The following is a 22,519-nucleotide window of genomic DNA, read 5'->3' on the forward strand; positions in this document are numbered from 1 at the left end:
TCACCCATCCGGCTTGCCTTGCCGGCAGCGAGAATGACGATCGCGACCGACGCCTTAGGCATAAGCCACCAGTCTTGCCGCAGCGACATCAGCCAGAACCGACAGGGCGAGCGACGTTGCATCCCGCGTCGGGCCGAACATCCCGATGGGCGCCTTGATACGAGCGATGTCGTCGCGTCTGAAAGCCAGGGCTCTCAGCCGCTCGACACGCCGACGATGCGTCCGGGTGCTGCCGAGCGCGCCGATATAAAAGGCGGGCGAGGCAAGGGCGGTCTCGAGTATGGCAGCTTCGGCGTCAAGCTCATGATGCAGGAGCACGACGGCCGTGAAGGGGTCGATGATGTCGGCAACCGGCCGGACCCCGCCCGGCGCCACGGCAATCACGTCGTAGCCGGAAGCTTCGGCCAGTCGTGCGACGGCCTGCGCTTCGATCGTCTGCCCGGAAAGGAGGACGCGGGTGCGGGGACGATAGACGGTCAGGAAATCTCGCTCGAGCCAGCACGTCCGTGGCATTGGGTCTACCGGTTCGAGCGCCCGGCGCTCTGGCGAATATGCAAGGCCGGCTGCCTGCCTGCGTTCGAGACGCTCCACAACATGCCGCAAAGGTCCGACATCTTTCAGGACATGGATTGCAACGGAGATTCCGCCACCGCAGGGAAGGACGATGTCGAAGAAGGGCGAGCCGTCGCCGAACTTGACCATGCGGTCGCGCCCTTGCGCCATTGCAAGAAGCGCTTCGGAAGCGACGGCGGCTTCGACACATCCGCCGGAGACATAGCCGCAGAACCGCCCGTCTGCGGCAACCGCCATATGAGCGCCGAGCGCGCGTGCAGCCCCGCCCCGGATGTCGACGAGGGTGGCAAGTGCCGCCGCGCCACGACGATGGGCGTCCATCGCGAAGCGAAGCAGTTCCACAGGGTCGTCGGTGGACGAGGCTCTGACGGGAATTGGCGCCGTGATGGGCGCGAGTGTCTGATCCATCGGAAATCCTACAGGAAGCGACGGCGGTCCGGGCTTGAGACCGCGGTAGTACAAGATGTCTCAATTCAGCGAAAGCACAGTGCGGCCCATCCACTTGCCGTCTTTGTTGCGGAATAAATCCGCATCACGGCGACGGCCTGATAGCCCCACGTTTGAATCCTGTTGCTTCCAAACGTTCGCAAGTTTCAGTCGACCCGCCCGCGAAGCGACTGGCTCAGCATCGCGGCCGGAAACCCCTATGTCGGTCAAGCCGCGATCGTAGCGAAATCGGGTGCTAGCCGTCAATGGCGTGGCTGGCCTGCTTTAACACCCGCCTTGAAGGCGGTTTGAACCGCGGAGCCGGTTACAAGTCGCAGTGAGGGCATCATCCATGATCAGAGAGAGATCAACCAACGCCCTATATCGTCAGCATCCGTCACGTCTGCGTACTTCTGATGCATGTCGTAAAGATTGGCCTCATGCGGCGCCTGGGCCCGATCAGCGCAGCAATCGGCCGGGACCAGCACGTTGAAGCCTGACTGCACGGCATCAACGACGGTTGCCCGGACGCAGCCTGAGGTCGTCGCACCGGCGACAACCAGCGTGTCGACGCCGGCACCGGTGAGAAGGGCGGCAAGAGACGTCCCATGGAATGCGGATGCGCCCTTCTTGGTGATCACAGGGTCGCCGGGCTGGATACCGGTGGCCGCATCGATCTCCACAAGCCGGCTGCCCTCGATCAGCGCCGCCATGCCGGTTGCCTTGCGCAACCAGGGCAGTTTGTTCAGTTCACCCGGATGATAGGCAATGGTCGTATAGATCACCGGCATCCCCCTGACGCGGGCAATATCGGTGAGCTGCCGTGTGGCAGCAATAGCCGTCGTCATGTCGGCAGCCGTCGGATAGGTCGTGTCGGTGAACCCGTAGGTGAAATCAACCACGACGATTCCCGGGCGAATGCCCCGCGGGACGGGCTGCCCGAACCCCGCGGTCTTATAGGTTTCCTGCTGCGACATGTGTTACCCCTCAGGCTGGAAAGAGTGCTCGTCAGCCACGCACCATCTGGATTTCCTTCACAACAATGTCGCCGTCGATGACGACCGGTTCGTCGTCTAGGAACAGCGAGCATCCGCGCATGGGAATATCAAGGTGGCAGGCCGTATCGTTAGGGCCACCCAATTCGTTATTGGGGCCGGTGGAGAACATGACGTTGCCATAGAAGCTTCGCGGTTCCATGCCCATGCCGCCCGGGAAAGCGCCGGGGACCAGGTTGTGCCATTTCGCATGCGGATTCATGCCCCAGCCGACATGGCTCATGCCCATGCCACGCGGATCGTTGAAATCCTCCATGTAGGATTTGACCAATTGCGCGTCGAGCCCGCCACGGATGTCAGTCACCCAGCCCTTCTCGATGGTGTAGACGATCGGATCGCGGACGTAGATGTTCTGCGGCAGGAGAATGTCGCCGGGTGCCACCACGATCTGACCGTCCACGCCATCGTCGTCACCACCGGTGAAGACGAAGCCTGACGGCCAGTGGTCCCAACGGCCGGGCTCGTCAGTACAAGCATATTCGGTGATCGTCGGATAGGTGTTGAGTTTGTAGCTAATGTCGGTTCCATGTGGCGAGGTGATCCGCATGACCTTGGCCTTGGCCAACATGACACCGGCGATTTCAACCTTCTCGCGGATCTCCTTGGTCGGCAACATGCGAGCCAGCAGTTCCGGTGGCTCCACAGCGGTCAGGATGCGCGTTCCCGCCGCCTGGATTGCCATCTGCTCCGGCGAAAACAACAGGAAGATGCAGTCGATCAGCATATCGCAAGACTTCAGCGCTTCGACCGCATCGGGCATGGCGGCAAGGCCGGTGACGCCGACATTCCAGCCGCCAGTCGGCAAGGGAGCCGGCAGCCGCATATGATACATCAGAGCGCCAAGGCGCTGACCCGCTGCCATGAAAGCGTCGGCATATTCCAGACGGTCATTGCCCTGGGTGAGGACAATGAGTTTTTCGCCTTCACGCACGCCAGACATCTTCAGCTGGTGCAGGCAAATCTCGGTGAAGCTCGTGTGGTCCATTTCAAGGCCCTTTCGGTTCGGGTCGCGTTAGGGGAGGAATTTCATGGTGGCGGCAAGAAATCCCTCAAGGTCATCCCAGGGGATCATATGGCCCGCCTTCTCGACAATCCGGACATCGATGGTCGGAGCCAGTGCCCTGATTTCATCGATATCCTCCTTGGCGATTACGGCCGCACCGCCGGCGACAACGAGGCGCATCGGCAGGTTCAGATGCGGCAAGTCGGCGTGAATATCGTCGTTATGGAAGCCATCATAGGCGGTGCGGATCGCATCGAGCTGGCAAGTGTGCAGCCACTCGGCACGCAGGGCATTTTGCCCATCTGTCCAGCTCGGACAAAAACTGAGCATATCTTGTCCCGAACAGCCCTTCTGCGCCATCCGGATGGAGTCCTCGTACCAGTTCCAGGCGGAGGGATAGGGACGCCGTCCCGGGCCTGAAACCGGAGGATCGACGAGTATCAAGCCCGAAAATGCGTCGGGAGCCTGGCGGGCCGCACGGATAGCCGTGCGCGCACCCATTGAGTGGCCAAGCACGACCGGACGGCTGATCCCTGCCGTCGTCGCCAATGCCACGACGTCCGCTGCCATGGCATCCAGCGAATAATCAAGGTTGCCCGCCTCACTTAGTCCGCGACCGCGCACGTCGAGGACGTGCACATCGAATGCCGCGGCCAATCTCTCGGCCACAAAACCCCAGGTGATGGCGGGCGAAGTAATGCCGGGAACCAGCAACATTGTCGGCCCCTGCCCCGGGAAATGCAGGAGATGTTGGCGGATTCCATTTGCATGAAGATGATATCCCTTTGCCATCTGTCCGCCCTCCTCAATAGGCGCCGGACAGCAGGGTGCCGCCGCCCGGTACCCGCCTATTTAGATCAAGGGCCTGCAGCATCTGCCAGGTGGTGGCAATGGCGGCCGTCAGAACCGGCTTGCCCGTCATCGCCTCGACCATGGAAACGGCTGGCAGTGACGGCATCTGGACGCAAGCCGAAAGCACCACGATATCCACGTCGTTGGTTTTCATGCCCTTGACGATTTCCGGCAGGTTCATCGGGTCATGGGCGGCCACAGCCAAGTTGTCCGGGATTTCCAGCGCGCGCCAGTCGGAGACTTCGATCCCTTCGTTGCGAATGTAGGAAACGACCAACTCCGTGAGCGGCTTCATGTAAGGTGCCACCAGCGCGATGCGCCTGGCGCCGATAGCCTTGAGGCCGTCTACGAGCGCTCCGGCAGACGTCACCACGGGCGCCGGATTGCCGTTCGCGACCGTGAGGCCATGCAGGCGCGCCTGGCTTTGGCGATGATATCCGAGCCCCATCGCCATGATTGCCACCAGACAGGCATAACCCATCACATCGACCCGGGCATCGGAAAGTTCCAGCGCGCAGCGGTCGCTGTCTGCATCCATGGCCGCCAACTCCTCCTTCGTCACGTGCTTCATCCGCATGCGCGAGGAATGAAAGGTGAAGCGTTCGGGCGCGATCATTTCGCGTGCACGCAGCAGCGCCGGGATTTCCGTCTCCATCGTAACGTTCGAGCTCGGGACGATCTGGCCGATCCGATAGGTTCTCATTGCATGGCTCCATCGATCTGATGGAGAGATGTTAATTATTCATTTGAATAATAACAAGCACAAATTTTCGGCTGGCCTAGGATTTGGGCAGCCGCCGGCCGGTTTCTGTCTTGTCTAGACGGGTGCGCGCAGCCCCGCTGCGAGGAAGCGGACGAGCTGGTCGAGCATTTCGTCCTTGCCGAAGGATGTCAGGTGACCTTCGGTGAGATCGCTGATGCGCCCCAAGTCGTTGAGCATGAAAAGATATGCGCCGACAAGAAAGGCCATACGCACGCTGATGATGTCCTTGGGAATCTGCGGCAACACCTGTGAAAGCGCCGATATATAGCGCTTGACCGAAGCGTCGTAGACTTCCCTTCGAAGACGTAGCGCATGCTCCTCAGGCTCAGCATGCAGCCGCGCCTGCATCGCGACGAAGGCTGCGCCATTGGGTCCCGAATACTTCATGTCCCACTGCGGTTTGAGGTAGGCAAAAACAAGATCCTCCACCGATGGGTTTTCGCTGATCTCCAAAAGCCGATCCAGGTTGACGTGTCTATGTCCCGCCAAAACTCCGCCGCGCCGCCTGAAGCATTCATCGAAGAGGTCGGCCTTCGAGCCGAAATAATAGCGGATCAGCGCCTGATTGACCCCCGCAAGAGAGGCGATTTCCCGCAGATTGGCACCTTCGAAACCCGCTTCCGCGAACGCCAATTCGGCATGATCCAAAATACTGTCGCGCAAATCCGAGGCCTTCCCAAAGCTATCGGTTCTCGGAGGTCGCCCCGGACTGCGGTTTTTTGTTTTGAGCTTTTGCTCGACCACGCGATCGTCCTCGTCAGGCGCTTGCGCGCTTTTTCACTGGCAGTGTTTAGACCGTTTATTATCTTAATGTATAATTTTATATCAGACGTTTCAGCAACTGCAGAAGTTGCTCCCTTTCCGAAGGCGCTAAAGGGGCAAGCGTAGTCTCGCTGCTGCCTTTCACGTCCGGCAGCACTGCATCGAGCAGCCGGCAGCCGGTGTCGGTAATGAAGAGCGTGTAGCGTCTTCGATCTTCGCTGTCCTTCTCCACATGGATCAGATCTCTCGCCAGCAGGCGCGACACCACGCCCTTGGTGGTGGCGCCATCCATCCCGACAAGACGGCCGAGAGCGTTTTGCGAAAGCGGCTCCGACGCCTCACGCAGCCGGTAGAGTGTGGAGAATTGCGTCGGCGTCAATCCGCCCGTCATGCGCTCCATGAAGAGGGCCATATGCCTCTGATAGGCGAGACGCAGCAAGAAGCCGACCTGCTCGTCAAGGACGTAACTGTCGTTCGGGTCGGTCATGGGCGACTTCCAGTGCTTCTGAAGAAACAAGGTCGAACTGCAACATCCCAACGTCTGACGTCAAGCCGAAATCCCGCATGCGCTCTCGATGAAACGGCGGCTGGCGCAGCGAAGGCAATCCCGAGGCAGAGTCTGCTTAAAAATCCAACAACCCAGCTTATTGCCTGCCGATTATGCAAATAATCCGCACGCGCCGCGCAAATTCGTTTGCATACAAACGAGTTTTCTGCTGAATTCCCGACAAGGGTCAAAAAGAGAGCCCGAGGGAACCGATGATGAATACGCTCGAACTGACGGTGAATGGGACAGCGCGCCTCCTTCAGCATCCCGGGGAACGAACACTTCTCGACGTCTTGAGAGATGAGCTCGGTCTCAAGGGGGCAAAATATGGCTGCGGCAAGGCGCAATGCGGCGCCTGCACCGTGCTCATCGACGGTTCGCCGGCACGGGCTTGCGTGCTGCGTGCAAAACGTGCCGTTGGACATGACGTTACCACCCTCGAAGGCCTAGCCGATCCTGTGACCGGAGCTCTTTCTTTGGTCCAGAAGGCCTTTCTCGAGTGCGAAGGCGCGCAATGCGGATACTGCCTGAACGGAATGGTCATGACCGCTTCCGCTCTCCTGCGAAATAACCCGTCACCGACGCGGGAAGACATTCGCGCGGCTCTTCGCCACAATCTTTGTCGTTGCGGAACGCATCTGGAGATCATCGCTTCCGTCGAACGCGCGGCTGAGCTGATGCGTGGAGCCCAGCATGACTGAAAGTCTTCCCCCCGGCAGCCTCTCAATCTATGACGAATTCTCTGCCGGCCCGGCCGTCTTCCTGAGATTGGACGAGCGTGGTGTTGCCACTGGTTACAACGGACACGTGGATCTTGGCACCGGCATCGACACTGCGCTTTCCCAGATCGTTGCGGAGGAACTGGACCTGCCGTTGAGTGCGGTGCATATGGTGCTTGGCGATACGGCTTCGACCCCGGACCAGGGGCCGACCATCGCGTCCGAAACGATCCAGGTCGCCGCCATTCCGCTGCGCCTGGCAGCCGCGCAGGCACGCCTCTTCCTGGTGACGGAGGCTGCCCGTCGCTTCAACGCCCCGATAGATGGCATCGCGATCGAGGCAGGCTGCCTTGGCTGGCAAGACAAGTCCTGTGGTTATGGTGACCTGATTGCCGGACAGGATATTGCGCTCAAGCTCGACCGGACAACTCCTGTCAAGCCTCCGGCGAACTATCGCATCGTCGGCCAAAGGACCGGACGCCGTGACCTTTCGGACAAGCTGCGCGGGACACATCCTTACATTCATGATGTAGACATTGCGGGTATGGTGCACGGCCATGTCATCCGGCCGCCTTATGCCGGACGCGACAGCGGAGCCTTTGTCGGACACAGCCTCATCCGTTACGACGAGGCCGCCGTGCGAAACCTTCCCGGTTTCATCGCAGTCGTCCGCCACGGCGATTTCCTTGGTGTGGTGGCAGAGCGGGCCGACCAGGCCCAGGCAATCGCGGAGGCTCTGCCGGCGCATTGGCACCTGCCGCTTGACATCCCTGACATGGCCGATCTGCGCCAGACGCTGAAGGATCATCCCTCCACGCCGCGCAGTCTTGATCGTGCCGGCGATTTTGGCCGGGCTATTGCCGAATGCGACGTGGCCCGGCAACGCACCTATGTCTGGCCTTATCACGAACACGGTTCCATCGGCCCGTCCTGCGCCATCGCCGACTGGAACGGCGGCACGCCTCTCGTCTGGTCCGGCACGCAGAACCCGCACATGCTCCGCGATGATCTGGCCGTCCTTGCCGGAGTGCCGACTGAGCGGATCGAAATCCGCCGCTATCAGGCTGCCGGCTGCTACGGGCGCAATTGCGCCGACGATGTTTGCGGCGACGCGTTGCTTCTGTCGCGCGCCATCAGCCGGCCAGTCAGGGTCCAGCTCACCCGCGCGCAGGAGCATCTTTGGGAGCCCAAAGGCGCCGCGCAACTCATGGAGGTGAACGGCGGACTAAAAGCCGGCGCGCTGCATGCCTATGCCATCGACACCTGGTATCCATCCAACCGGGGGCCGAACCTGTCGCTGCTGCTGACAGGCCGCACCAGTTCGGAGGCGCGACCTTCTGACATGGGCGACCGCACCATCATCCCGCCTTATCGGGTCCCTCACAGACGCATCACGGTGCATGACATGGCGCCGATCGTGCGGGCTGCATGGATGCGCGGTGTTTCCGCCCTGCCCAACACCTTTGCCCATGAGAGTTTCGTGGATGAAATGGCTTACGAGGCGGGCGAGGATCCGGTTGCCTTCCGGCTGCGTCATCTCGACGATCCGCGGGAGGCCGATCTTGTCCGCCGCACGGCCGAACAGGCAGGATGGGCGGAGCGCGTCGGTCCGCGTCTGCGTCGCGAAGGTCGTATGGCCTTCGGTCAGGGTTTTGCCTTCGCCACCTATGTGCATGGCACCTTCCCCGGCACGGCGGCGGCTTCCGCCGCCTGGGTGGTGGATGTCGCTGTGGACACGGAAACCGGTGAGGTCGCGCTCACCCGCATCTTCATTGGCCAGGATCAGGGCCTCGTCATCAATCCGGACGGCGTGCGCCAGCAGATCCATGGCAACGCCATTCAGACGGCAAGCCGGGTGCTGCTTGAGGAAGTCACCTTCAACGAAATCTCTCCCACACCGCGAAGCTGGGCGGCCTATCCGATCCAGACTTTTCCCGCCGTGCCCGAGATCGAAACCATGTTGATCGCGCGGCCGGAGGATCCTCCCCTCGGCGTTGGCGAAAGCGCGGCGGTGCCGAGTGCTGCGGCCATCGCCAATGCTATTTTCGACGCAACCGGCGTGCGCATGCGCGAAGTGCCGTTTACACCGGAGAAAATGCGCGCAGCGCTCGCAGCTTCGGGGACCAAGCCCGCCCTCGCCGCTGCGGAGGCCCGCCCGCTCAGGAGCCGGAGCCCACTGCGCAAGAAACTGCTCGGGCTTGGCGCCGTCATCGGCGGCATGCTTGCGATGGGTACCATCGCCCTGCCGCTCAACCGGTCTATTGCTCCTTCCGCTGCGCCTGCGTCCGGCACGTTCTCCAAGGAGACACTCGAAAGTGGCCGCCAGGTATTTGCCCTTGGTAACTGCGCCACATGTCACACCGCCAATGATGGGTTGCCCAATGCGGGTGGACGCCCAATGGTCACCCCCTTCGGCACGGTCTATTCCACAAATATTACTCCCGAGCCGGAAACGGGTCTTGGCCGCTGGAGTTTCGAGGCGTTCGAGCGTGCGATGCGTCATGGCATCAGCCGCGACGGCCATAACCTCTACCCGGCCTTCCCCTACACCTCCTTTGCCAGGATCAACAGCGAGGACATGCTCTCGCTTTACGCCTACATCCAGACGCTGACGCCCGTGCGCCAGGAACCGCTACCGTCACGAATGATCGCGCCGACCAACCTGCGCCCGGCCCTCGCCGTCTGGAACTGGCTCTATCACGACGCCGCGCCTTTCACGCCCGATCCGGTCCGTAGCGAAGCATGGAACCGCGGCAAATATCTGGTCGAGGCGGCGGGCCACTGTTCCGCCTGCCATGCCCCCCGCAATATCGCCGGCGCAGAACTGCCCGAGCTTACCGGAGCCATGATCAAGGGCTGGTATGCCCCGGCCCTTGCCGGGCCGCTGGCCGCCGCCCGCGGCTGGAACGAGGACACGCTCTTTTCCTATCTGCGCCGCGGGCATTCCGAAGCAGCAACGGCATCCGGCCCGATGGCGGAAGTCGCCGCCAGCCTTACCGCCCTGCCCGATGGTGATATCCGCGCTATGGCCATGTATCTGGCCTCATTGAGCGGAATTGATACCGCACCCGCCGTGTCCGTTCCTGAGGCCAGACTTGCACCCTCGCGGGCCAGCCGGATCTACGAAAGCGCCTGCGCCGTCTGCCATGAGCCCGCGCTTGCCGGGACAGTCACGGCGGCTCTTGCGCCGATCAGCCGGTCCGCGGCACTGCGCGCGCCCGTGCCCGATGCTCTCTTCTCCGTTCTGGACGAGGGTCTGAAGGCGCCGGACGGGCTGGATCTGCGCGACATGCCGTCCTTCCACGGCGAATTCACAGACACGGAACGGGAAGCCCTCGCTAGCTATCTGCGGCAGCGCTTCGCCCCCGATTTGCCACCCTGGTAGCGCCGGAGGACCGCGATCGCGCTGGGTTCCCGGCTGATCAGGGTCCACTTCCGACGACGACAACGGCCGGTTCGCATTCGCATTGTTTGTTGGCCAACAATATGCCTGACAGAAGAAGGACAAAACCATGAGCATGAACATTGAGAAGGTCGAGATCGCGGTCATCGGAGCGGGCCTTGGCGGCGCTGCGGCAGCAGCCCTGCTGGCCGGCGCCGGGTTCTCCGTGCATAGTTTCGAACAGGCCCCCGCCTTCACGCGTCTGGGCGCCGGCATTCACATTGGCCCGAACGTGATGAAAATCTTCCGCCGCATCGGCATTGAGAAGAAGCTGGAGCAGATCGGCTCCCATCCGGATTTCTGGTTCTCCCGTGATGGCATGACCGGCGACTATCTCTCCCGCATTCCTCTCGGCGATTATGGCCGCAAGGAATACGGTGCCTCCTACATCACCATCCACCGCGGCGACATGCATGCCGTCCAGATAGACGCGCTGCCGCAGGACAAGGTCCATTTCGGCCACCGCCTGACCGGCATCGAGGAGCGCGAAACCGACGTGCTGCTCACATTCGAGAACGGACGGCGGGTTGCTGCCGGTCTTGTCGTCGGCGCCGACGGCATCAATTCCATGATCCGCGATATGCTGCTCGGGCCCGAAAAACCGCGCTTCTCCGGCTGGATCGGCCACCGCGCCCTCGTCAACATGGACAAGCTGCGTGGTTCCGGCCTCGAGTTCGAAACTTGTGTCAAGTGGTGGTGGGAAGCCTCTCGCCACATCATGGCCTATGCCACCAAGGGCAATGGCAGCGAATATTATTATGTCACCGGCGTGCCGGTGGACGGCTGGGAGCATGAAACCAGTTTCGTCGACAGTTCGCGAGAGGAGATGGAAGCGATATTCGGAGGTTCGCATCCGATGGTGCAGGCACTGGTCGATGCCACCGAAACCGTCACAAAATGGCCTTTCTGGAACCGCGACCCCTTAAACCTTTGGAGCCGTGGCCGTCTTGTCATGCTGGGTGACGCATGCCACCCCATGCGTCCGCATATGGCGCAGGGCGCCTGTATGGCCATCGAGGACGCAGCAATCCTGGTGCGATGCCTCGAAGAAAGCGGCATGGCTGATTACAGGGACGCCTTCTCGCTTTATGAGGCTACACGGCGTGAACGGGCCACCAAGGTGCAGACCATATCCAACGCGAACACTTGGCTGAAGCAGCCGGAAGATCCTGCTTGGGTCTATGCCTACGACCCGCTGACCGCCCCCCTTGGCTGAACCAGCGACCGTTCGCACTTGCGAAACAAGGCGCCGAGCGGGCCTGCCGGAAATAGTCCGGCGGCCATGCAGCTGTCTTCTGGTTCGGAGCGATGGCACGGGCATCAGGCGTTTGCGATAAACTCGACTTTTCCATCCACGACCAATTGCATGTGAGGGGCGTCCGGCCGCTCGATCTGACGCACCAGCCCCTCGACCAGGCTGCGCCCGACGGCCACCATATCGACGGTATGGGCGATGAGAGGGGCGGACAGGTAACGACACATATGCGTGCTGTCACGAACGACGATGTGAAAATCGCGACCAACGGTCAGGCTTTTTCGGCGCGCAGCACTCAGCGCTCCGAGAAGGCCTAGTTCGTTGGCGCAGACCAGGCCTGTCGGCGGTTCCGGAAGATCCAGCAGACGCGTGACCCAGCGTTCACTCGCCTCCATGGTGAAATCCTCGTGCCCGATCAGCTGAGGATCGATTGAAAGCCCCGCTCCAGTCATGGCCTTGGCATAACCGGCCATACGCACGGTGCTGTATTGGTCCTCGCGGGTCAGCAGTTGAAGCGCAATGCGCCGGCACCCTCGTTCGAGCAGCATGTTGACGGCTTGGAAGGCTATGCCCTCGTTATCGACATCCACGAAAGCGTAGTCGAGCGCACCGCCGCTACGGCCGAAGGCGATGAACGGAATGCTGCGGCCGAGGAGAAACGGTATGCGCGAATCTTCCGAGACCATTCGGGTAATCACTATCCCATCGGCACCGCCGGCATGGATCAGTCGACTGAGATTCTCCTGCGGATCTTCCTCAGGTGTGGTGGAGTATATTGAGAGACTATACCCGTGTTCTCGTGCGGCGAGCGTCAGCCCTTCAATCAATGGCAGTTTCGCGATGTCCGACAGGTAGTCGCGCGTTTCCATCGGCAGTATTGCGGTCAGCGCCTGTGTCAGGCCTGTGCGCAAAGCCCTGCCATGGAAGTTCGGGACATAGCCCGCAGCGTTGGCGACAGCCTTTACACGCTTGATGGTGTCTGGATGAACCTCCGGTCCGTCCTTCAATGCCCTGGAAACTGTCGTCACCGAAAGACCTAGCTCTGTCGCGATCTGCCTCAGATTGGGTCTCAAATTCACTGCCATCGCGTCTGTCAATCTTCTGTGGTTCGCTTTTTCAATACACTGCCCTTTCCGCCGGAAGATTGGAAGTGGGATGGTTGAGGAACAAGATTCCGCTTGACGAAGGCGCCGACATCTATCAATCGTAACGTTACGATTTCGGAAAATCGGGCATCAGACCCCAAGAATCGTCATTCAGAGGTGAACAAAGGAGATATCGAATGTTTCGTATGCTGCGCCTATCCGTGGCTGCTATCGCCATGACCGCCGCCGGCCCGCTGGCTGCACAGACACTGACCATCACAACCGCCGGCGGGGACTATGGTGCCGCCATGAAACAAGCAATGTGGGAACCTGCGGCCCGCGAGCTTGGCCTCGACGTGCGTGAAGAAACCCAGAGCGACGGCTTTGCAGCACTCAAAATGCAGGTCACTTCAGGTGCAGTCACGACCGACGTTATCCACCTCGGGTCGCCGGAAGGTGCGCAGGCTGCCGCCCAAGGACTGCTGGAGCCGCTGGACTATTCCGTCATCGACGGCAAATCACTGCCAGCAGGCGCGCAATCGGAGTACTGCTATCCCTTCAGTTCCTACGGCACTGTGATGGCGTGGAACACAAAGACCATCGGCAACAATCCGCCGAAGACCTGGGCCGATTTCTGGGACGTCAAGGCATTTCCCGGAACCCGCGCGCTACGCGCCAATGCGCAGGATCTCATAGAGATCGCCCTTCTCTCGCAAGGGGTGGCACCAAATGACGTTTACAACGTCCTGAGCGCATCAGGGGGACTGGAGCGTGCAATCGCCCGTCTCGAAGAGCTGAAGCCAAATGTTGCGATCTGGTGGACGTCGGGTGCGCAATCGGCCCAGATCCTGAAGGACGGCGAAGCCGACCTCGTCGTCACTTGGAATGGTCGCGCCCAAAGCGTCAAGACGGACGGCGGTGCTGCCGATTACAGTTTCAAGGGCTCGGTCATCGGTACGGACTGCCTTGCCGTTCCGAAAGGCGCGGCAAACAAGGATGCCGCCATGAAGCTCATCGCGGCGATGACGAAGCCAGAAAGAGGCGCGAAGCTGACGGATTTCATCGCTTATGGACCGGTCAACCCGAAAGCCTATGAGGGTGGATTGATCCCGGCGGAACGGATGCAACTCCTCGCCACCGCTCCCGGCAACGTCCAGACTTCCGTTTTCTCCAAGGCCGACTGGTGGCTGAAAAATGGTGAAGCTGCCCAGGTCGCCTTCGACGAAATGATGAACCGTTGACGGACAGGGAGCTGGTATCAAGATGGCCATAACCTCGCTTCCCATAACCATCGACACCGTAAGGAAAGTCTTCGGTTCCTACGTGGCGCTGAACGATGTTTCGCTGGAGGTTGCTGCTGGCGAATTCCTCACCCTGCTCGGTCCTTCTGGATCGGGCAAGACAACGCTGTTGATGGCACTTGCGGGGTTTGTCCGTCCGGATAGCGGCTCCCTAACCATCGGCGGCCGGGATGTCACCCGGCTGTCCCCGGAAAAAAGGGAAATCGGAATCGTCTTCCAGAATTACGCGCTCTTCCCACACATGAGCGTGCTTGCCAACGTAGCGTATCCTCTGATGCTGCGTCATGTCTCAAAGGTCGAGGCTCGCGAGCGGGCAATGGGCGCCTTGGCTAGGGTCGAGCTATCAGGTTACGGCGACCGCAACATCGCCGCCCTATCGGGCGGCCAGCGGCAGCGCGTTGCACTGGCGCGTGCCATTGTATTCGAGCCGCGTGTCATGCTGATGGACGAGCCCCTCTCCGCGCTGGACAAGAACCTGCGTGAACACATGCAGTTCGAAATCCGACGCCTGCACGACGATCTCGGTATCACGACGATCTATGTGACGCATGATCAGAGGGAGGCGCTGACGATGTCCGACCGAATTGCAGTCATGGATGCCGGCGAGATCCAGCAGATCGGCGCCCCCTCCGAGATCTATCATCATCCGACCAACCGCTTCGTCGCGGAATTTATGGGCGAAGCCAACATTCTTCCCGCAGCAAGCCTGACGCGGATGAACGGATCGACGCAAGCCCCTCAGGGATTTGCAATGATCAGGGCAGAAAGTTTCCATCTTGACGCCGCCGACGCGGAACCTGACGCGATCGCGATCACAGGCAGCCTCTCCGCCAAGGCTTTCCGCGGCGAGAATTGGCTTCTCAATGTGGAAACCGAGGCCGGCGCACTAGTCATGTTGAGCGTGCCCGCGACCCGCGCTGCGGGCTGCGCTGAGCTGAAAACCGGTCAGGCGATAACCGCCTACGCGGCTGCCGCAAGCGTGCATAGATTGCCCGAGGGGGCCGGGAAATGAACACTGCAGCTCTTTTGCAGGACGTCCGGCGTGAACGCCGCTTCTTCCTGTCGCTTGCCGTGCCGGCCTTGGTGCTTGTCGGTCTGGCGGCTATCCTGCCGGTCATATGGATTCTGCGCCAATCGTTCCTGACCATGGCGGGTGACTTATCGACCGCCAATTACGAAAAGATCCTTTCGAGCGGTCTCACCTGGTCCGCGGTCGGCACCACCCTCGCCTTGTCTGGCGCGACGCTGGTCATCTGCATGGTCCTCGGCATTCCTTTGGCATTGACGTTGGCCAGCACTAAAACACGCATCGCAAACAGGGTCCTGATCCTGATCATGCTGCCGCTTTGGACGTCCATCCTGGTCCGCACCTATGGATGGCTGGTACTTCTGCGGCGTGACGGTCTCGTCAATTCCACCTTGCAGAGCCTCGGCCTCACGGATACGCCTTTGCCGCTGGCCTACAATTTCACGGGCACGCTGATCGGCATGGTTCACTACATGCTGCCGCTCTTCGTTCTGCCGATCTATGCCGCGATGCGCGATATCGACAACAACGTGATCCGCGCTGCCGCCAGTATGGGTGCGAGCCTCTGGCATTGCGTGCGAACCATCATCCTGCCGCTTTCGGCGGGCGGAATCCTGTCAGGCTCAACCATCGTATTCATCTATACGCTTGGTTTCTTCATCACGCCTGCCATTCTTGGGGGCGGCAAAGTCAACCCGATTTCCGTCCGCATCGATCGCACCCTCTCGACATTTCAGGACTGGGGTTCGGCCAGCGCGCTTGGCGTCCTGCTCCTTGTTCTGGTGCTGCTAACTGGTGGCATGCTGTTCGGCCTCCGCTGGTTTCTGATGAAGGGTGCGCGCCATGCTTGACGCCTATTACGGCAGCCGACTGACCAGGGCGGCCCTTTGGATCTTCTCAGCACTCGTTCTCGTCTTTCTCATGCTGCCCACTTTGATCGTGGTGCCACTGTCCTTCTCGGCCTCGGATCTCCTGGAGTTTCCGCCGAGGGCCTGGTCACTTCGCTGGTACGATGCTTTCTTCTCGTCGGCCGTGTGGATGGCTGCGTTGAGAACCAGCCTGCTTCTGGCTGTGCTCACGGCCGCGATTGCGGTGCCGATCAGCTTTCTGGCATGTTTCGCCATCAACAGGCTCGGCGGGCGAAGCGCAGGAGCGATCTACGGTTTTCTCCTGTCTCCGTCGGTGACGCCCGGCATCCTGCTGGCGATCGGGCTCTTCTTTATCCTGGCGAAGCTCGGGCTCGTGGGCACCCTTACCGGCGTGCTTGTGGGACATGTGGTTCTGGCAATTCCGGTGGTGGTGATCGTGCTCTACCCCGCCATCAATCGGTTCGACTGGGCTCAGCCCCAAGCGGCCCGCAGCCTTGGGGCGGGCTGGTTCCGCACCATGGGGGGCATCATACTGCCGCAGCTGGGCCTCAGCTTAATGACCGCCGCATTGATGGCGTTCCTGACGTCCCTTGATGAGGCGGTCATCTCGATCTTCGTGGCCAACGGCCCAAGCAGCACCTTGCCAAAGCTCATGTTCATGTCCCTGCGGGATCAGATCGACCCCACCATTGCCGCCATTTCCACCTTTTGGACTCTTCTGATCTCCGTTGCGCTGTTGTTTTTCAACTTACGCGAGCGCCGTCAGACGCCGTGAAAGATAATCCATGACTGATCCTGCAATCACTCCCGTCATTCCAAAGACCGAGCTGGCGATCATCACCGGTTCAGCCAATTGGGGCCTGGCCTTTCCCGAGGATATCGCCATGCCGGGCGTTCGCGTGCTCGCCCGCGACCTATCGTTCGACACCCCCTATGGTGTGTCAGAGAACTGGAAACTCCTGGAATTCGACGCAAGCATTGTGCAGGATCGACAGAGCAAGCGCGCGCTCTGCATGTATTCCCATGGCAATCCCCGCGATCGTATAGACCACTCTTGCCATCAACGCGCCTTCTGGGTCCTCATGGAATCTGGTGTGCGTCACGTGCTGTCCTGCTCGACGCTTGGTGCTGTCAACAAGGCCATTCAGCCCGGTGATATGGTGATCAATGCCGACATCATCGAGTTGACCCAGACCCCATACTCGCTTCTTCCTGGCCGGCAGCGTTTCGATTGTTCCGGCAAACAGATCGTCTGCCCGAATTGCGCCGCCGTCTTGGCAGACACGGCCCGCAGCCTCTGGCCCTCATCCTGCCGCGTCCATGGCATCGAACAAGGGTTGGTTGCGGCGCACGCCTATGGCCCACGCCTGACAAGCCCCGCGGAGGCGCTGGCCTTTCGCTCGATGGGCGCAGATGTGATCAACCATTCGATAGCGCCCGAAGCGACGCTTTCCCGCGAGATCGGCGCGTGCTTCGTGCCGTGCGCATTCGTCACAGCCGGATTTAATGACTATATGGATCGGAGCCGCGGCACATTGCTCCAGGAAGGCGTGCTGCCTAGCTTGTCAATGCTCGCCTCGCGTGTCGCCCTGGAGACCGCGATACGCCTGCCGTCAGACTCGTCTTGCGGCTGTCACATGCTGAAATCCCCCCAGCCTGAAGAACGTTACATTCGCTTCTGAACGGTGCCTAGTGGTGATGGGCCATCAGATGAGCAACAACGGTTTCTTCAAGGTACCCATGTCCCATCAGATAGCGCGGGCGTGAGCGGCTCGGATTTTGACGAGCACTCAGGGATAATGTCGACACCACAGTGTCGGATAAAAGTCACTGCAATCGTGACGACAATGACGGATGCGGCATCCGTACCGAGCGCGGTCAATGCTGACCGCCGCACGAGCGGCACGTCGTCGAACTCGGCCAGCAGCTTGTGTTTCCCGCCCTTACCCATCCGGCTTGCCTTGCCGGCAGCGAGAATGACGATCGCGACCGACGCCTTAGGCATAAGCCACCAGTCTTGCCGCAGCGACATCAGCCAGAACCGACAGGGCGAGCGACGTTGCATCCCGCGTCGGCCCGAACATCCCGATGGGCGCCTTGATGCGAGCGATGTCGTCGCGTCTGAAAGCCATGGCTCTCAGCCGCTCCACCCGGCGACGATGCGTCCGGGTGCTGCCGAGCGCGCCGATGTAGAACCCGGGCGAGGCAAGGGCGGTCTCGAGAATGGCAGCTTCGGCGTCAAGCTCATGATGCAGGAGCACGACGGCCGTGAAGGGGTCAATGATGTCGGCAACCGACCGCACCCCGCCCGGCGCCACGGCAATCACGTCGTAGCCGGAAGCCTCGGCCAGTCGTGCGACGGCCTGCGCTTCAAGCGTCTGTCCGGAAAGGACGATACGGGTGCGGGGACGATAGACGGTCAGGAAATCACCCTCGCGCCAGCACGCCCGTGGCAGTGGGTCGACCGATATAAGCGCCTGCCGCTCCGGCGAGTAGACAAGACCGGCTGCCTGCCGCCGTTCGAGACGATCGAGAACATGCCGCAGAGCGCCGACATCTTTCAGGACATGGATTGCGACGGAGATTCCGCCACCGCAGGGAAGGACGATGTCGAAGAAGGGCGAGCCGTCGCCGAACTTGACCGTTCGGTCCCGTCCTTGCGCCATTGCAAGAAGCGCTTCGGAAGCGACGGCGGCTTCGACACATCCGCCGGAGACATAGCCGCAGAACCGCCCGTCTGCGGCAACGGCCATATGAGCGCCGAGCGCGCGTGCAGCCCCGCCCCGGATGTCGACGAGGGTGGCAAGCGCCACCGCGCCACGACGATGGGCGTCCATCGCGAAGCGAAGCAGTTCCACAGGGTCGTCGGTGGACGAGGCTCTGACGGGAATTGGCGCCGTGATGGGCGCGAGTGTCTGATCCATCGGAAATCCTACAAGAATTAACGGCGGTCCGGCTTTAGGACCGCCGTCGACGTGATCAGGCCACGTCCGGCAAGCCGCCGATGAGCTTGTCAAGCGTCAGCGGGTAATGCCGAACTCTGACGCCGGTCGCATTGTAAACGGCGTTGGCGATCGCCGCCGCGACGCCGCAAAGGCCGAGTTCGCCGACGCCCTTGGCTTTCATCGGCGACGACATCGGATCGGTCTCTTCCATGAAGATCACCTCCTGGTGCGGAATGTCGGCATGCACCGCCACTTCGTAGCTGGCGAGATCGTGATTGACGAAGAACCCGCGACGGGTGTCGACCGCCAGTTCCTCGGACAGCGCTGCGCCGGCCCCCATCGTCATCGCGCCGATGACCTGGCTGCGGGCGGTGATCGGGTTGAGGATGCGGCCCGCCGCGCAGACTGCGAGCATCCTGCGGATGCGGCTTTCCCCAGTGGCAATGTCGACGGCAACCTCCACGAAGTGCGCTCCGAAAGTCGATTGCTGATGGGTCTCTGTGAGCTCGCCCCACTTGATAGTGTCCTCGCCGACAAGACCATCCGGACCGGCAGCCTCGGCAAGAGGCACCGAACGATTGCCCGAGCGGACCTCTCCGTTCTCGAAGACGACGTCTTCGGAGTTGAAGCCGAGCTTCTTGGCGATGGCCTCACGCAGCTTGACGCAGGCGGCGTAGACGCCAGACGTGGAAGAGTTCGCACCGAACTGTCCGCCGGAGCCTGCCGAAACCGGAAAACGCGAGTCGCCAAGCTGGACGGCGATCTTATCGATCGTGGTCCCCATCATCTCGGCGGCCGTTTGAGCGATGATCGTATAGCTGCCCGTCCCGATGTCGGTCATGTCGGTTTCAACAGTCACGACGCCTTCCCGGTCGAGCTTCACCCTTGCTCCGGAAGGAAGCACGAGGTTGTTGCGGTAGGCGGCGGCAACGCCCATGCCGACCAGCCAGTTGCCGTCACGCCTGGATCCGGGCCTCCCCCGTTTATCCCAGCCAAACCGCTCTGCACCGAGGTTGAGGCAACCGACGAGATTACGCTGGGAAAAAGGCCGCTCCGGCTTCTCCGGATCGACCTGCGTGTCGTTGACGATGCGAAATTGCACTGGATCCACACCAACTTTCTCAGCAATCTCGTCGATGGCAATCTCGAGCGCCATCAGTCCGGGGGCTTCGCCCGGAGCGCGCATGGCATTGCCCTCGGGGAGGTGAAGCGTCGCCAGCCGCATCGCCGTCATGCGGTTCGCCCCGGCATAGAGAAGACGAGTCTGGTTGACCGCTGTCTCCAGGCCTCCGCCCGGAAGGTCCCCGGACCAGCTTTCGTGGGCAATGGCGGTTATCTTGCCGTCACGCTCGGTCCCGATGCGGATCCGCTGGATCGTCGCCGGCCGGTGAGTGGTGTTGTTCGGCATGAGCGGTCGTGGAAGAGCAACTTTCACCGGCCGCCCGACCGCCTTTGCTCCGAACGCGGCAAGCACGGCGTCGGCTCGCAGGAAGAGCTTGCCGCCGAACCCGCCGCCGATGAACGGCGACATGAGATGGACCTTTTCCTTGTCGATGCCGAGCGTGGTCGCCAGATCTGTGCGCCCCCAGTCGATCATCTGACTCGAGGTCCACACCGTCAGTTCGTCGCCGCTCCAGGCGGCGATGGAGGCATGCGGCTCCATCATGGAATGGGATTGGTCGGGCGTCGTGTATGTCGCATCCAGAGTGACGGGCGCTGACTTGAAGGCAGCCTCAAAATCGCCGACCGCGGTATCGGGCTGCTGCGATTCATCCGGCTTGACGGCTGTATCCTTTGCCTGGCTCAAGTCGTAGACACCCTTTTCTTCGGCGTAATCGACCTTGACCAGAGCGGCTGCGGCACGCGCCTGCTCGAAGCTCTCGGCAACGACCACCGCAACTGTCTGGTGATAGTGCTGAACCTCGTCGCCGCCGAAGAGGTTGGCGGTGTTGAACTTGCCCTTCTTCCGCTCGCCGACGTCGAGCGTCGTCACGACGGCAAGCACACCAGGAGCCCTCTTGGCAGCAGAGACGTCCATGGACGTGATGCGGCCCTTGGCGATGGCCGCGCCGAGGGGATAGCCATAGGCGTAGCGCATGTTCGGATCGTGCCACTCATAGGCGTACATCGCCCGGCCGGTCGTCTTGAGCTGGCCGTCGATCCGGTGGATCGGCTGGCCGACGAGCTTCAGATTGTCGATCGGATTGGTTGTCGCTGGCGTATCGAACTGCATGGCTCAACCCCTTGCTTCGGCAATGACCGCGCCGAGCGTGCGCTCGACCAGGTCGACCTTGAAACGGTTCTGTTCGGTCGGATGGGCGTCGGCAAGAAGCACGCCTGTCACCGCCCGCGCGCCTTTCGGCAGCTCGGCTTCGGCTGCCTCGATGCGCCACGGCTTATGGGCGATACCGCCGACGGCGATACGTCCCGTACCGTCTGGCTGGATCACGGCTCCGACCGAGACGAGCGCGAAGGCATAGGAGGCGCGGTCTCGGACTTTACGATAGATGTGCTTGCCGCCGATCGGGGGCGGCAGCAGGACCGCCGTGATGAACTCACCGCGCTCGAGAACGGTCTCCAAATGGGGCGTGTCGCCGGGCAACCGGTGAAGGTCGGCGATCGCAATCGAGCGACGACCGCCGTCGGCCTTGACTGTCTCTACGGCGGCATCGAGCGCTCGCATCGCGATGGCCATGTCACTCGGATGAGTGGCGATGCAGCTGTCGCTTACCCCGACCACTGCATGCTGGCGACTGAAGCCGCCGATTGCGGAACAGCCGCTACCTGGCTGCCGCTTGTTGCACGGCTGGTTCGGGTCATAGAAATAAGGACAGCGCGTGCGCTGCAGAAGGTTGCCGGCCGTCGTTGCCTTGTTGCGCAGTTGCCCGGAGGCACCCGCAACAAGCGCCCTGGAGATCAGGCCGTAGTCGCGGCGAATGGTTTCATGAGCTGCAAGATCGGTGTTGCGGACCAAAGCGCCGATGCGCAGCCCGCCCTGCGGCGTGGGTTCGATCTTGTCGAGACCGAGGCCGTTGACATCGATCAGATGCGTTGGCGTTTCGATCTCCAGCTTCATCAGGTCGAGGAGGTTGGTGCCGCCGGCGATGAACTTGGTTTCAGGATTTAAGGCAGCCGCCTTGGCCGCGGCCTCGACGGACGAGGCACGTTCATAGGTGAAGGCTCTCATGCTTTTATCCCCGCGACTTCCGAAATGGCATCGATAATGTTGGAATAGGCGCCGCATCGACAGATATTGCCGCTCATGCGTTCGCGGATCTCGGCCGCAGTGACGGCCGCCTCAGCCGTAAGATCGCCGGTGACGTGGCTCGGTATGTTCGCCTTGATCTCCTCGAGCACCGCCACGGAGGAACAGATCTGTCCCGGCGTGCAGTAGCCGCACTGGAAGCCGTCATGCTTGACGAAGGCCGCCTGGATCGGATGAAGGTTTTCAGGCTGGCCGAGGCCCTCGATCGTGGTGATTTGATCGCCTTCGTGCATGACCGCCAGCGTCAGGCAGGAATTGATGCGGTGGCCGTCGACGATGACGGTGCATGCACCGCATTGGCCGTGGTCGCAGCCCTTTTTCGTGCCTGTGAGATGCAGGTGCTCGCGCAACGCGTCGAGCAGCGACGTTCGGTTGTCGACCTCGAGATCGCGCTTCTCACCGTTAACCGCGAAGGAAACTTTGGATGTGTAGGCCATGTCATTTCCTGGGGACTGTGCCGCCGCGGGCGCGACGGCTCCGGTGACCGCAATCGTTGCGGCCGACGAGATAAGTAGATCTCGACGGGAAAGTTCCAGTTGTATCTGGCTTGTCATGAACTGTTCCACCTTGCTCGTTGGACATGGGCGCGCGTCAACGCCGTCTGCTGACGTAGTGCAACTCCGCTTCCTG

21 protein-coding genes are annotated in these 22,519 nt (G+C 61.3%); 8 read left to right on the plus strand and 13 right to left on the minus strand.

The genetic code is table 11. From position 1 onward, the window contains the following. Window positions 1-54: 54 nt before the first annotated feature. From HFO99_RS02455 to HFO99_RS02485, 7 genes are all read right to left on the minus strand, one after another. A complete protein-coding gene (locus HFO99_RS02455) occupies window positions 55-981 on the minus strand; it encodes an XdhC family protein (RefSeq protein WP_222358982.1) in 927 nt (308 codons plus the stop codon). 374 nt (window positions 982-1,355) lie between these two features. Further along, entirely contained in the window at window positions 1,356-1,976 is a 621-nt protein-coding gene (locus HFO99_RS02460) for an isochorismatase family protein (protein WP_222358984.1), read from the minus strand. Window positions 1,977-2,007: 31 nt separating this feature from the next. After that, complete coding sequence (locus HFO99_RS02465) at window positions 2,008-3,039, minus strand: leucyl aminopeptidase (protein WP_222358986.1); 1,032 nt, start codon at window positions 3,037-3,039, stop codon at window positions 2,008-2,010. 27 nt (window positions 3,040-3,066) lie between these two features. Then, window positions 3,067-3,849, minus strand: coding sequence for an alpha/beta fold hydrolase (locus tag HFO99_RS02470; protein ID WP_222358988.1), 783 nt, complete (start codon window positions 3,847-3,849; stop codon window positions 3,067-3,069). Window positions 3,850-3,862: 13 nt separating this feature from the next. Next, a complete protein-coding gene (locus tag HFO99_RS02475) occupies window positions 3,863-4,564 on the minus strand; it encodes an Asp/Glu racemase (RefSeq protein ID WP_222359249.1) in 702 nt (233 codons plus the stop codon). Between the two features lie 162 nt (window positions 4,565-4,726). Further along, entirely contained in the window at window positions 4,727-5,416 is a 690-nt protein-coding gene (locus HFO99_RS02480) for a TetR/AcrR family transcriptional regulator (RefSeq protein WP_222358990.1), read from the minus strand. Between the two features lie 76 nt (window positions 5,417-5,492). Beyond that, entirely contained in the window at window positions 5,493-5,921 is a 429-nt protein-coding gene (locus tag HFO99_RS02485; protein WP_222358992.1) for a MarR family winged helix-turn-helix transcriptional regulator, read from the minus strand. 275 nt (window positions 5,922-6,196) lie between these two features. Between HFO99_RS02485 and HFO99_RS02490 the strand changes: the two genes are divergently transcribed. The 3 genes from HFO99_RS02490 to HFO99_RS02500 all read left to right on the plus strand — a co-directional run bounded on the left by HFO99_RS02490 (window position 6,197) and on the right by HFO99_RS02500 (window position 11,358). Then, entirely contained in the window at window positions 6,197-6,682 is a 486-nt protein-coding gene (locus HFO99_RS02490; protein WP_315860463.1) for a (2Fe-2S)-binding protein, read from the plus strand. After that, a complete protein-coding gene (locus tag HFO99_RS02495; protein ID WP_222358996.1) occupies window positions 6,675-10,085 on the plus strand; it encodes a molybdopterin cofactor-binding domain-containing protein in 3,411 nt (1,136 codons plus the stop codon). The genes HFO99_RS02490 and HFO99_RS02495 overlap by 8 nt, the downstream gene beginning before the upstream one ends. Window positions 10,086-10,218: 133 nt before the next feature. Beyond that, window positions 10,219-11,358 (plus strand): FAD-dependent monooxygenase, encoded by a 1,140-nt coding sequence (locus tag HFO99_RS02500; RefSeq protein WP_409994925.1) that lies wholly within the window; start codon window positions 10,219-10,221, stop codon window positions 11,356-11,358. A gap of 104 nt (window positions 11,359-11,462) precedes the next feature. On the opposite strand, the gene HFO99_RS02505 is transcribed toward HFO99_RS02500, so the two are convergent. Then, window positions 11,463-12,482 carry a LacI family DNA-binding transcriptional regulator gene (locus HFO99_RS02505; protein ID WP_222359000.1) on the minus strand — a complete coding sequence of 340 codons (1,020 nt, stop codon included), beginning with the start codon at window positions 12,480-12,482 and terminating at the stop codon, window positions 11,463-11,465. A gap of 197 nt (window positions 12,483-12,679) precedes the next feature. Here HFO99_RS02505 and HFO99_RS02510 point away from each other — a divergent pair, with 197 nt between their 5' ends. The 5 genes from HFO99_RS02510 to HFO99_RS02530 are packed head-to-tail and all read left to right on the plus strand — an operon-like array spanning window position 12,680 to window position 17,361. After that, window positions 12,680-13,723 carry an ABC transporter substrate-binding protein gene (locus HFO99_RS02510; RefSeq protein ID WP_222359002.1) on the plus strand — a complete coding sequence of 348 codons (1,044 nt, stop codon included), beginning with the start codon at window positions 12,680-12,682 and terminating at the stop codon, window positions 13,721-13,723. Window positions 13,724-13,745: 22 nt separating this feature from the next. Beyond that, window positions 13,746-14,795 carry an ABC transporter ATP-binding protein gene (locus HFO99_RS02515; RefSeq protein WP_222359004.1) on the plus strand — a complete coding sequence of 350 codons (1,050 nt, stop codon included), beginning with the start codon at window positions 13,746-13,748 and terminating at the stop codon, window positions 14,793-14,795. Beyond that, the gene (locus HFO99_RS02520; protein WP_222359006.1) at window positions 14,792-15,661 is read left to right on the plus strand and encodes an ABC transporter permease; all 870 of its coding nucleotides are present in this window, start codon (window positions 14,792-14,794) and stop codon (window positions 15,659-15,661) included. Before HFO99_RS02515 ends, HFO99_RS02520 begins: the two co-directional genes overlap by 4 nt. After that, entirely contained in the window at window positions 15,654-16,454 is an 801-nt protein-coding gene (locus tag HFO99_RS02525) for an ABC transporter permease (RefSeq protein WP_222359008.1), read from the plus strand. Before HFO99_RS02520 ends, HFO99_RS02525 begins: the two co-directional genes overlap by 8 nt. 10 nt (window positions 16,455-16,464) lie before the next feature. Continuing rightward, the gene (locus HFO99_RS02530) at window positions 16,465-17,361 is read left to right on the plus strand and encodes a 5'-methylthioadenosine phosphorylase (protein ID WP_222359010.1); all 897 of its coding nucleotides are present in this window, start codon (window positions 16,465-16,467) and stop codon (window positions 17,359-17,361) included. Between the two features lie 47 nt (window positions 17,362-17,408). Here HFO99_RS02530 and HFO99_RS33235 read toward each other — a convergent pair whose 3' ends face one another. Genes HFO99_RS33235 through paoA form a run of 5 tightly spaced genes read right to left on the minus strand, consistent with a single transcriptional unit; the run spans window position 17,409 to window position 22,455 of the window. Then, window positions 17,409-17,684, minus strand: coding sequence for an NTP transferase domain-containing protein (locus HFO99_RS33235; RefSeq protein WP_261322952.1), 276 nt, complete (start codon window positions 17,682-17,684; stop codon window positions 17,409-17,411). After that, a complete protein-coding gene (locus HFO99_RS02540) occupies window positions 17,677-18,603 on the minus strand; it encodes an XdhC family protein (protein WP_222359012.1) in 927 nt (308 codons plus the stop codon). The genes HFO99_RS33235 and HFO99_RS02540 overlap by 8 nt, the downstream gene beginning before the upstream one ends. Window positions 18,604-18,658: 55 nt before the next feature. Then, entirely contained in the window at window positions 18,659-20,857 is a 2,199-nt protein-coding gene (gene paoC, locus HFO99_RS02545) for an aldehyde oxidoreductase molybdenum-binding subunit PaoC (RefSeq protein ID WP_222359015.1), read from the minus strand. 3 nt (window positions 20,858-20,860) lie between these two features. Then, window positions 20,861-21,811: an FAD binding domain-containing protein gene (locus tag HFO99_RS02550; RefSeq protein WP_222300444.1), complete on the minus strand. Its 951-nt coding sequence runs from the start codon at window positions 21,809-21,811 to the stop codon at window positions 20,861-20,863. Further along, the gene (gene paoA, locus HFO99_RS02555) at window positions 21,808-22,455 is read right to left on the minus strand and encodes an aldehyde dehydrogenase iron-sulfur subunit PaoA (protein ID WP_222359017.1); all 648 of its coding nucleotides are present in this window, start codon (window positions 22,453-22,455) and stop codon (window positions 21,808-21,810) included. Before paoA ends, HFO99_RS02550 begins: the two co-directional genes overlap by 4 nt. Between the last annotated feature and the right edge of the window lie 64 nt (window positions 22,456-22,519).

The organism is Rhizobium leguminosarum (assembly GCF_019798305.1).
GTDB lineage: Bacteria > Pseudomonadota > Alphaproteobacteria > Rhizobiales > Rhizobiaceae > Rhizobium > Rhizobium leguminosarum_U.

Coding starts and splice junctions, on each gene's coding strand:
- HFO99_RS02455 (WP_222358982.1), bottom strand. CDS start 981: ATGGATCAGACACTCGCGCCCATCACGGCGCCAATTCCCGTCAGAGCC.
- HFO99_RS02540 (WP_222359012.1), bottom strand. CDS start 18,603: ATGGATCAGACACTCGCGCCCATCACGGCGCCAATTCCCGTCAGAGCC.
- HFO99_RS02525 (WP_222359008.1), top strand. CDS start 15,654: ATGCTTGACGCCTATTACGGCAGCCGACTGACCAGGGCGGCCCTTTGG.
- HFO99_RS02510 (WP_222359002.1), top strand. CDS start 12,680: ATGTTTCGTATGCTGCGCCTATCCGTGGCTGCTATCGCCATGACCGCC.
- HFO99_RS02485 (WP_222358992.1), bottom strand. CDS start 5,921: ATGACCGACCCGAACGACAGTTACGTCCTTGACGAGCAGGTCGGCTTC.
- HFO99_RS02520 (WP_222359006.1), top strand. CDS start 14,792: ATGAACACTGCAGCTCTTTTGCAGGACGTCCGGCGTGAACGCCGCTTC.
- HFO99_RS02475 (WP_222359249.1), bottom strand. CDS start 4,564: ATGGAGACGGAAATCCCGGCGCTGCTGCGTGCACGCGAAATGATCGCG.
- HFO99_RS02495 (WP_222358996.1), top strand. CDS start 6,675: ATGACTGAAAGTCTTCCCCCCGGCAGCCTCTCAATCTATGACGAATTC.
- HFO99_RS02505 (WP_222359000.1), bottom strand. CDS start 12,482: ATGGCAGTGAATTTGAGACCCAATCTGAGGCAGATCGCGACAGAGCTA.
- HFO99_RS02500 (WP_409994925.1), top strand. CDS start 10,219: ATGAACATTGAGAAGGTCGAGATCGCGGTCATCGGAGCGGGCCTTGGC.
- HFO99_RS02490 (WP_315860463.1), top strand. CDS start 6,197: ATGAATACGCTCGAACTGACGGTGAATGGGACAGCGCGCCTCCTTCAG.
- HFO99_RS33235 (WP_261322952.1), bottom strand. CDS start 17,684: ATGCCTAAGGCGTCGGTCGCGATCGTCATTCTCGCTGCCGGCAAGGCA.
- paoC (WP_222359015.1), bottom strand. CDS start 20,857: ATGCAGTTCGATACGCCAGCGACAACCAATCCGATCGACAATCTGAAG.
- HFO99_RS02515 (WP_222359004.1), top strand. CDS start 13,746: ATGGCCATAACCTCGCTTCCCATAACCATCGACACCGTAAGGAAAGTC.
- HFO99_RS02550 (WP_222300444.1), bottom strand. CDS start 21,811: ATGAGAGCCTTCACCTATGAACGTGCCTCGTCCGTCGAGGCCGCGGCC.
- HFO99_RS02460 (WP_222358984.1), bottom strand. CDS start 1,976: ATGTCGCAGCAGGAAACCTATAAGACCGCGGGGTTCGGGCAGCCCGTC.
- HFO99_RS02470 (WP_222358988.1), bottom strand. CDS start 3,849: ATGGCAAAGGGATATCATCTTCATGCAAATGGAATCCGCCAACATCTC.
- HFO99_RS02530 (WP_222359010.1), top strand. CDS start 16,465: ATGACTGATCCTGCAATCACTCCCGTCATTCCAAAGACCGAGCTGGCG.
- HFO99_RS02465 (WP_222358986.1), bottom strand. CDS start 3,039: ATGGACCACACGAGCTTCACCGAGATTTGCCTGCACCAGCTGAAGATG.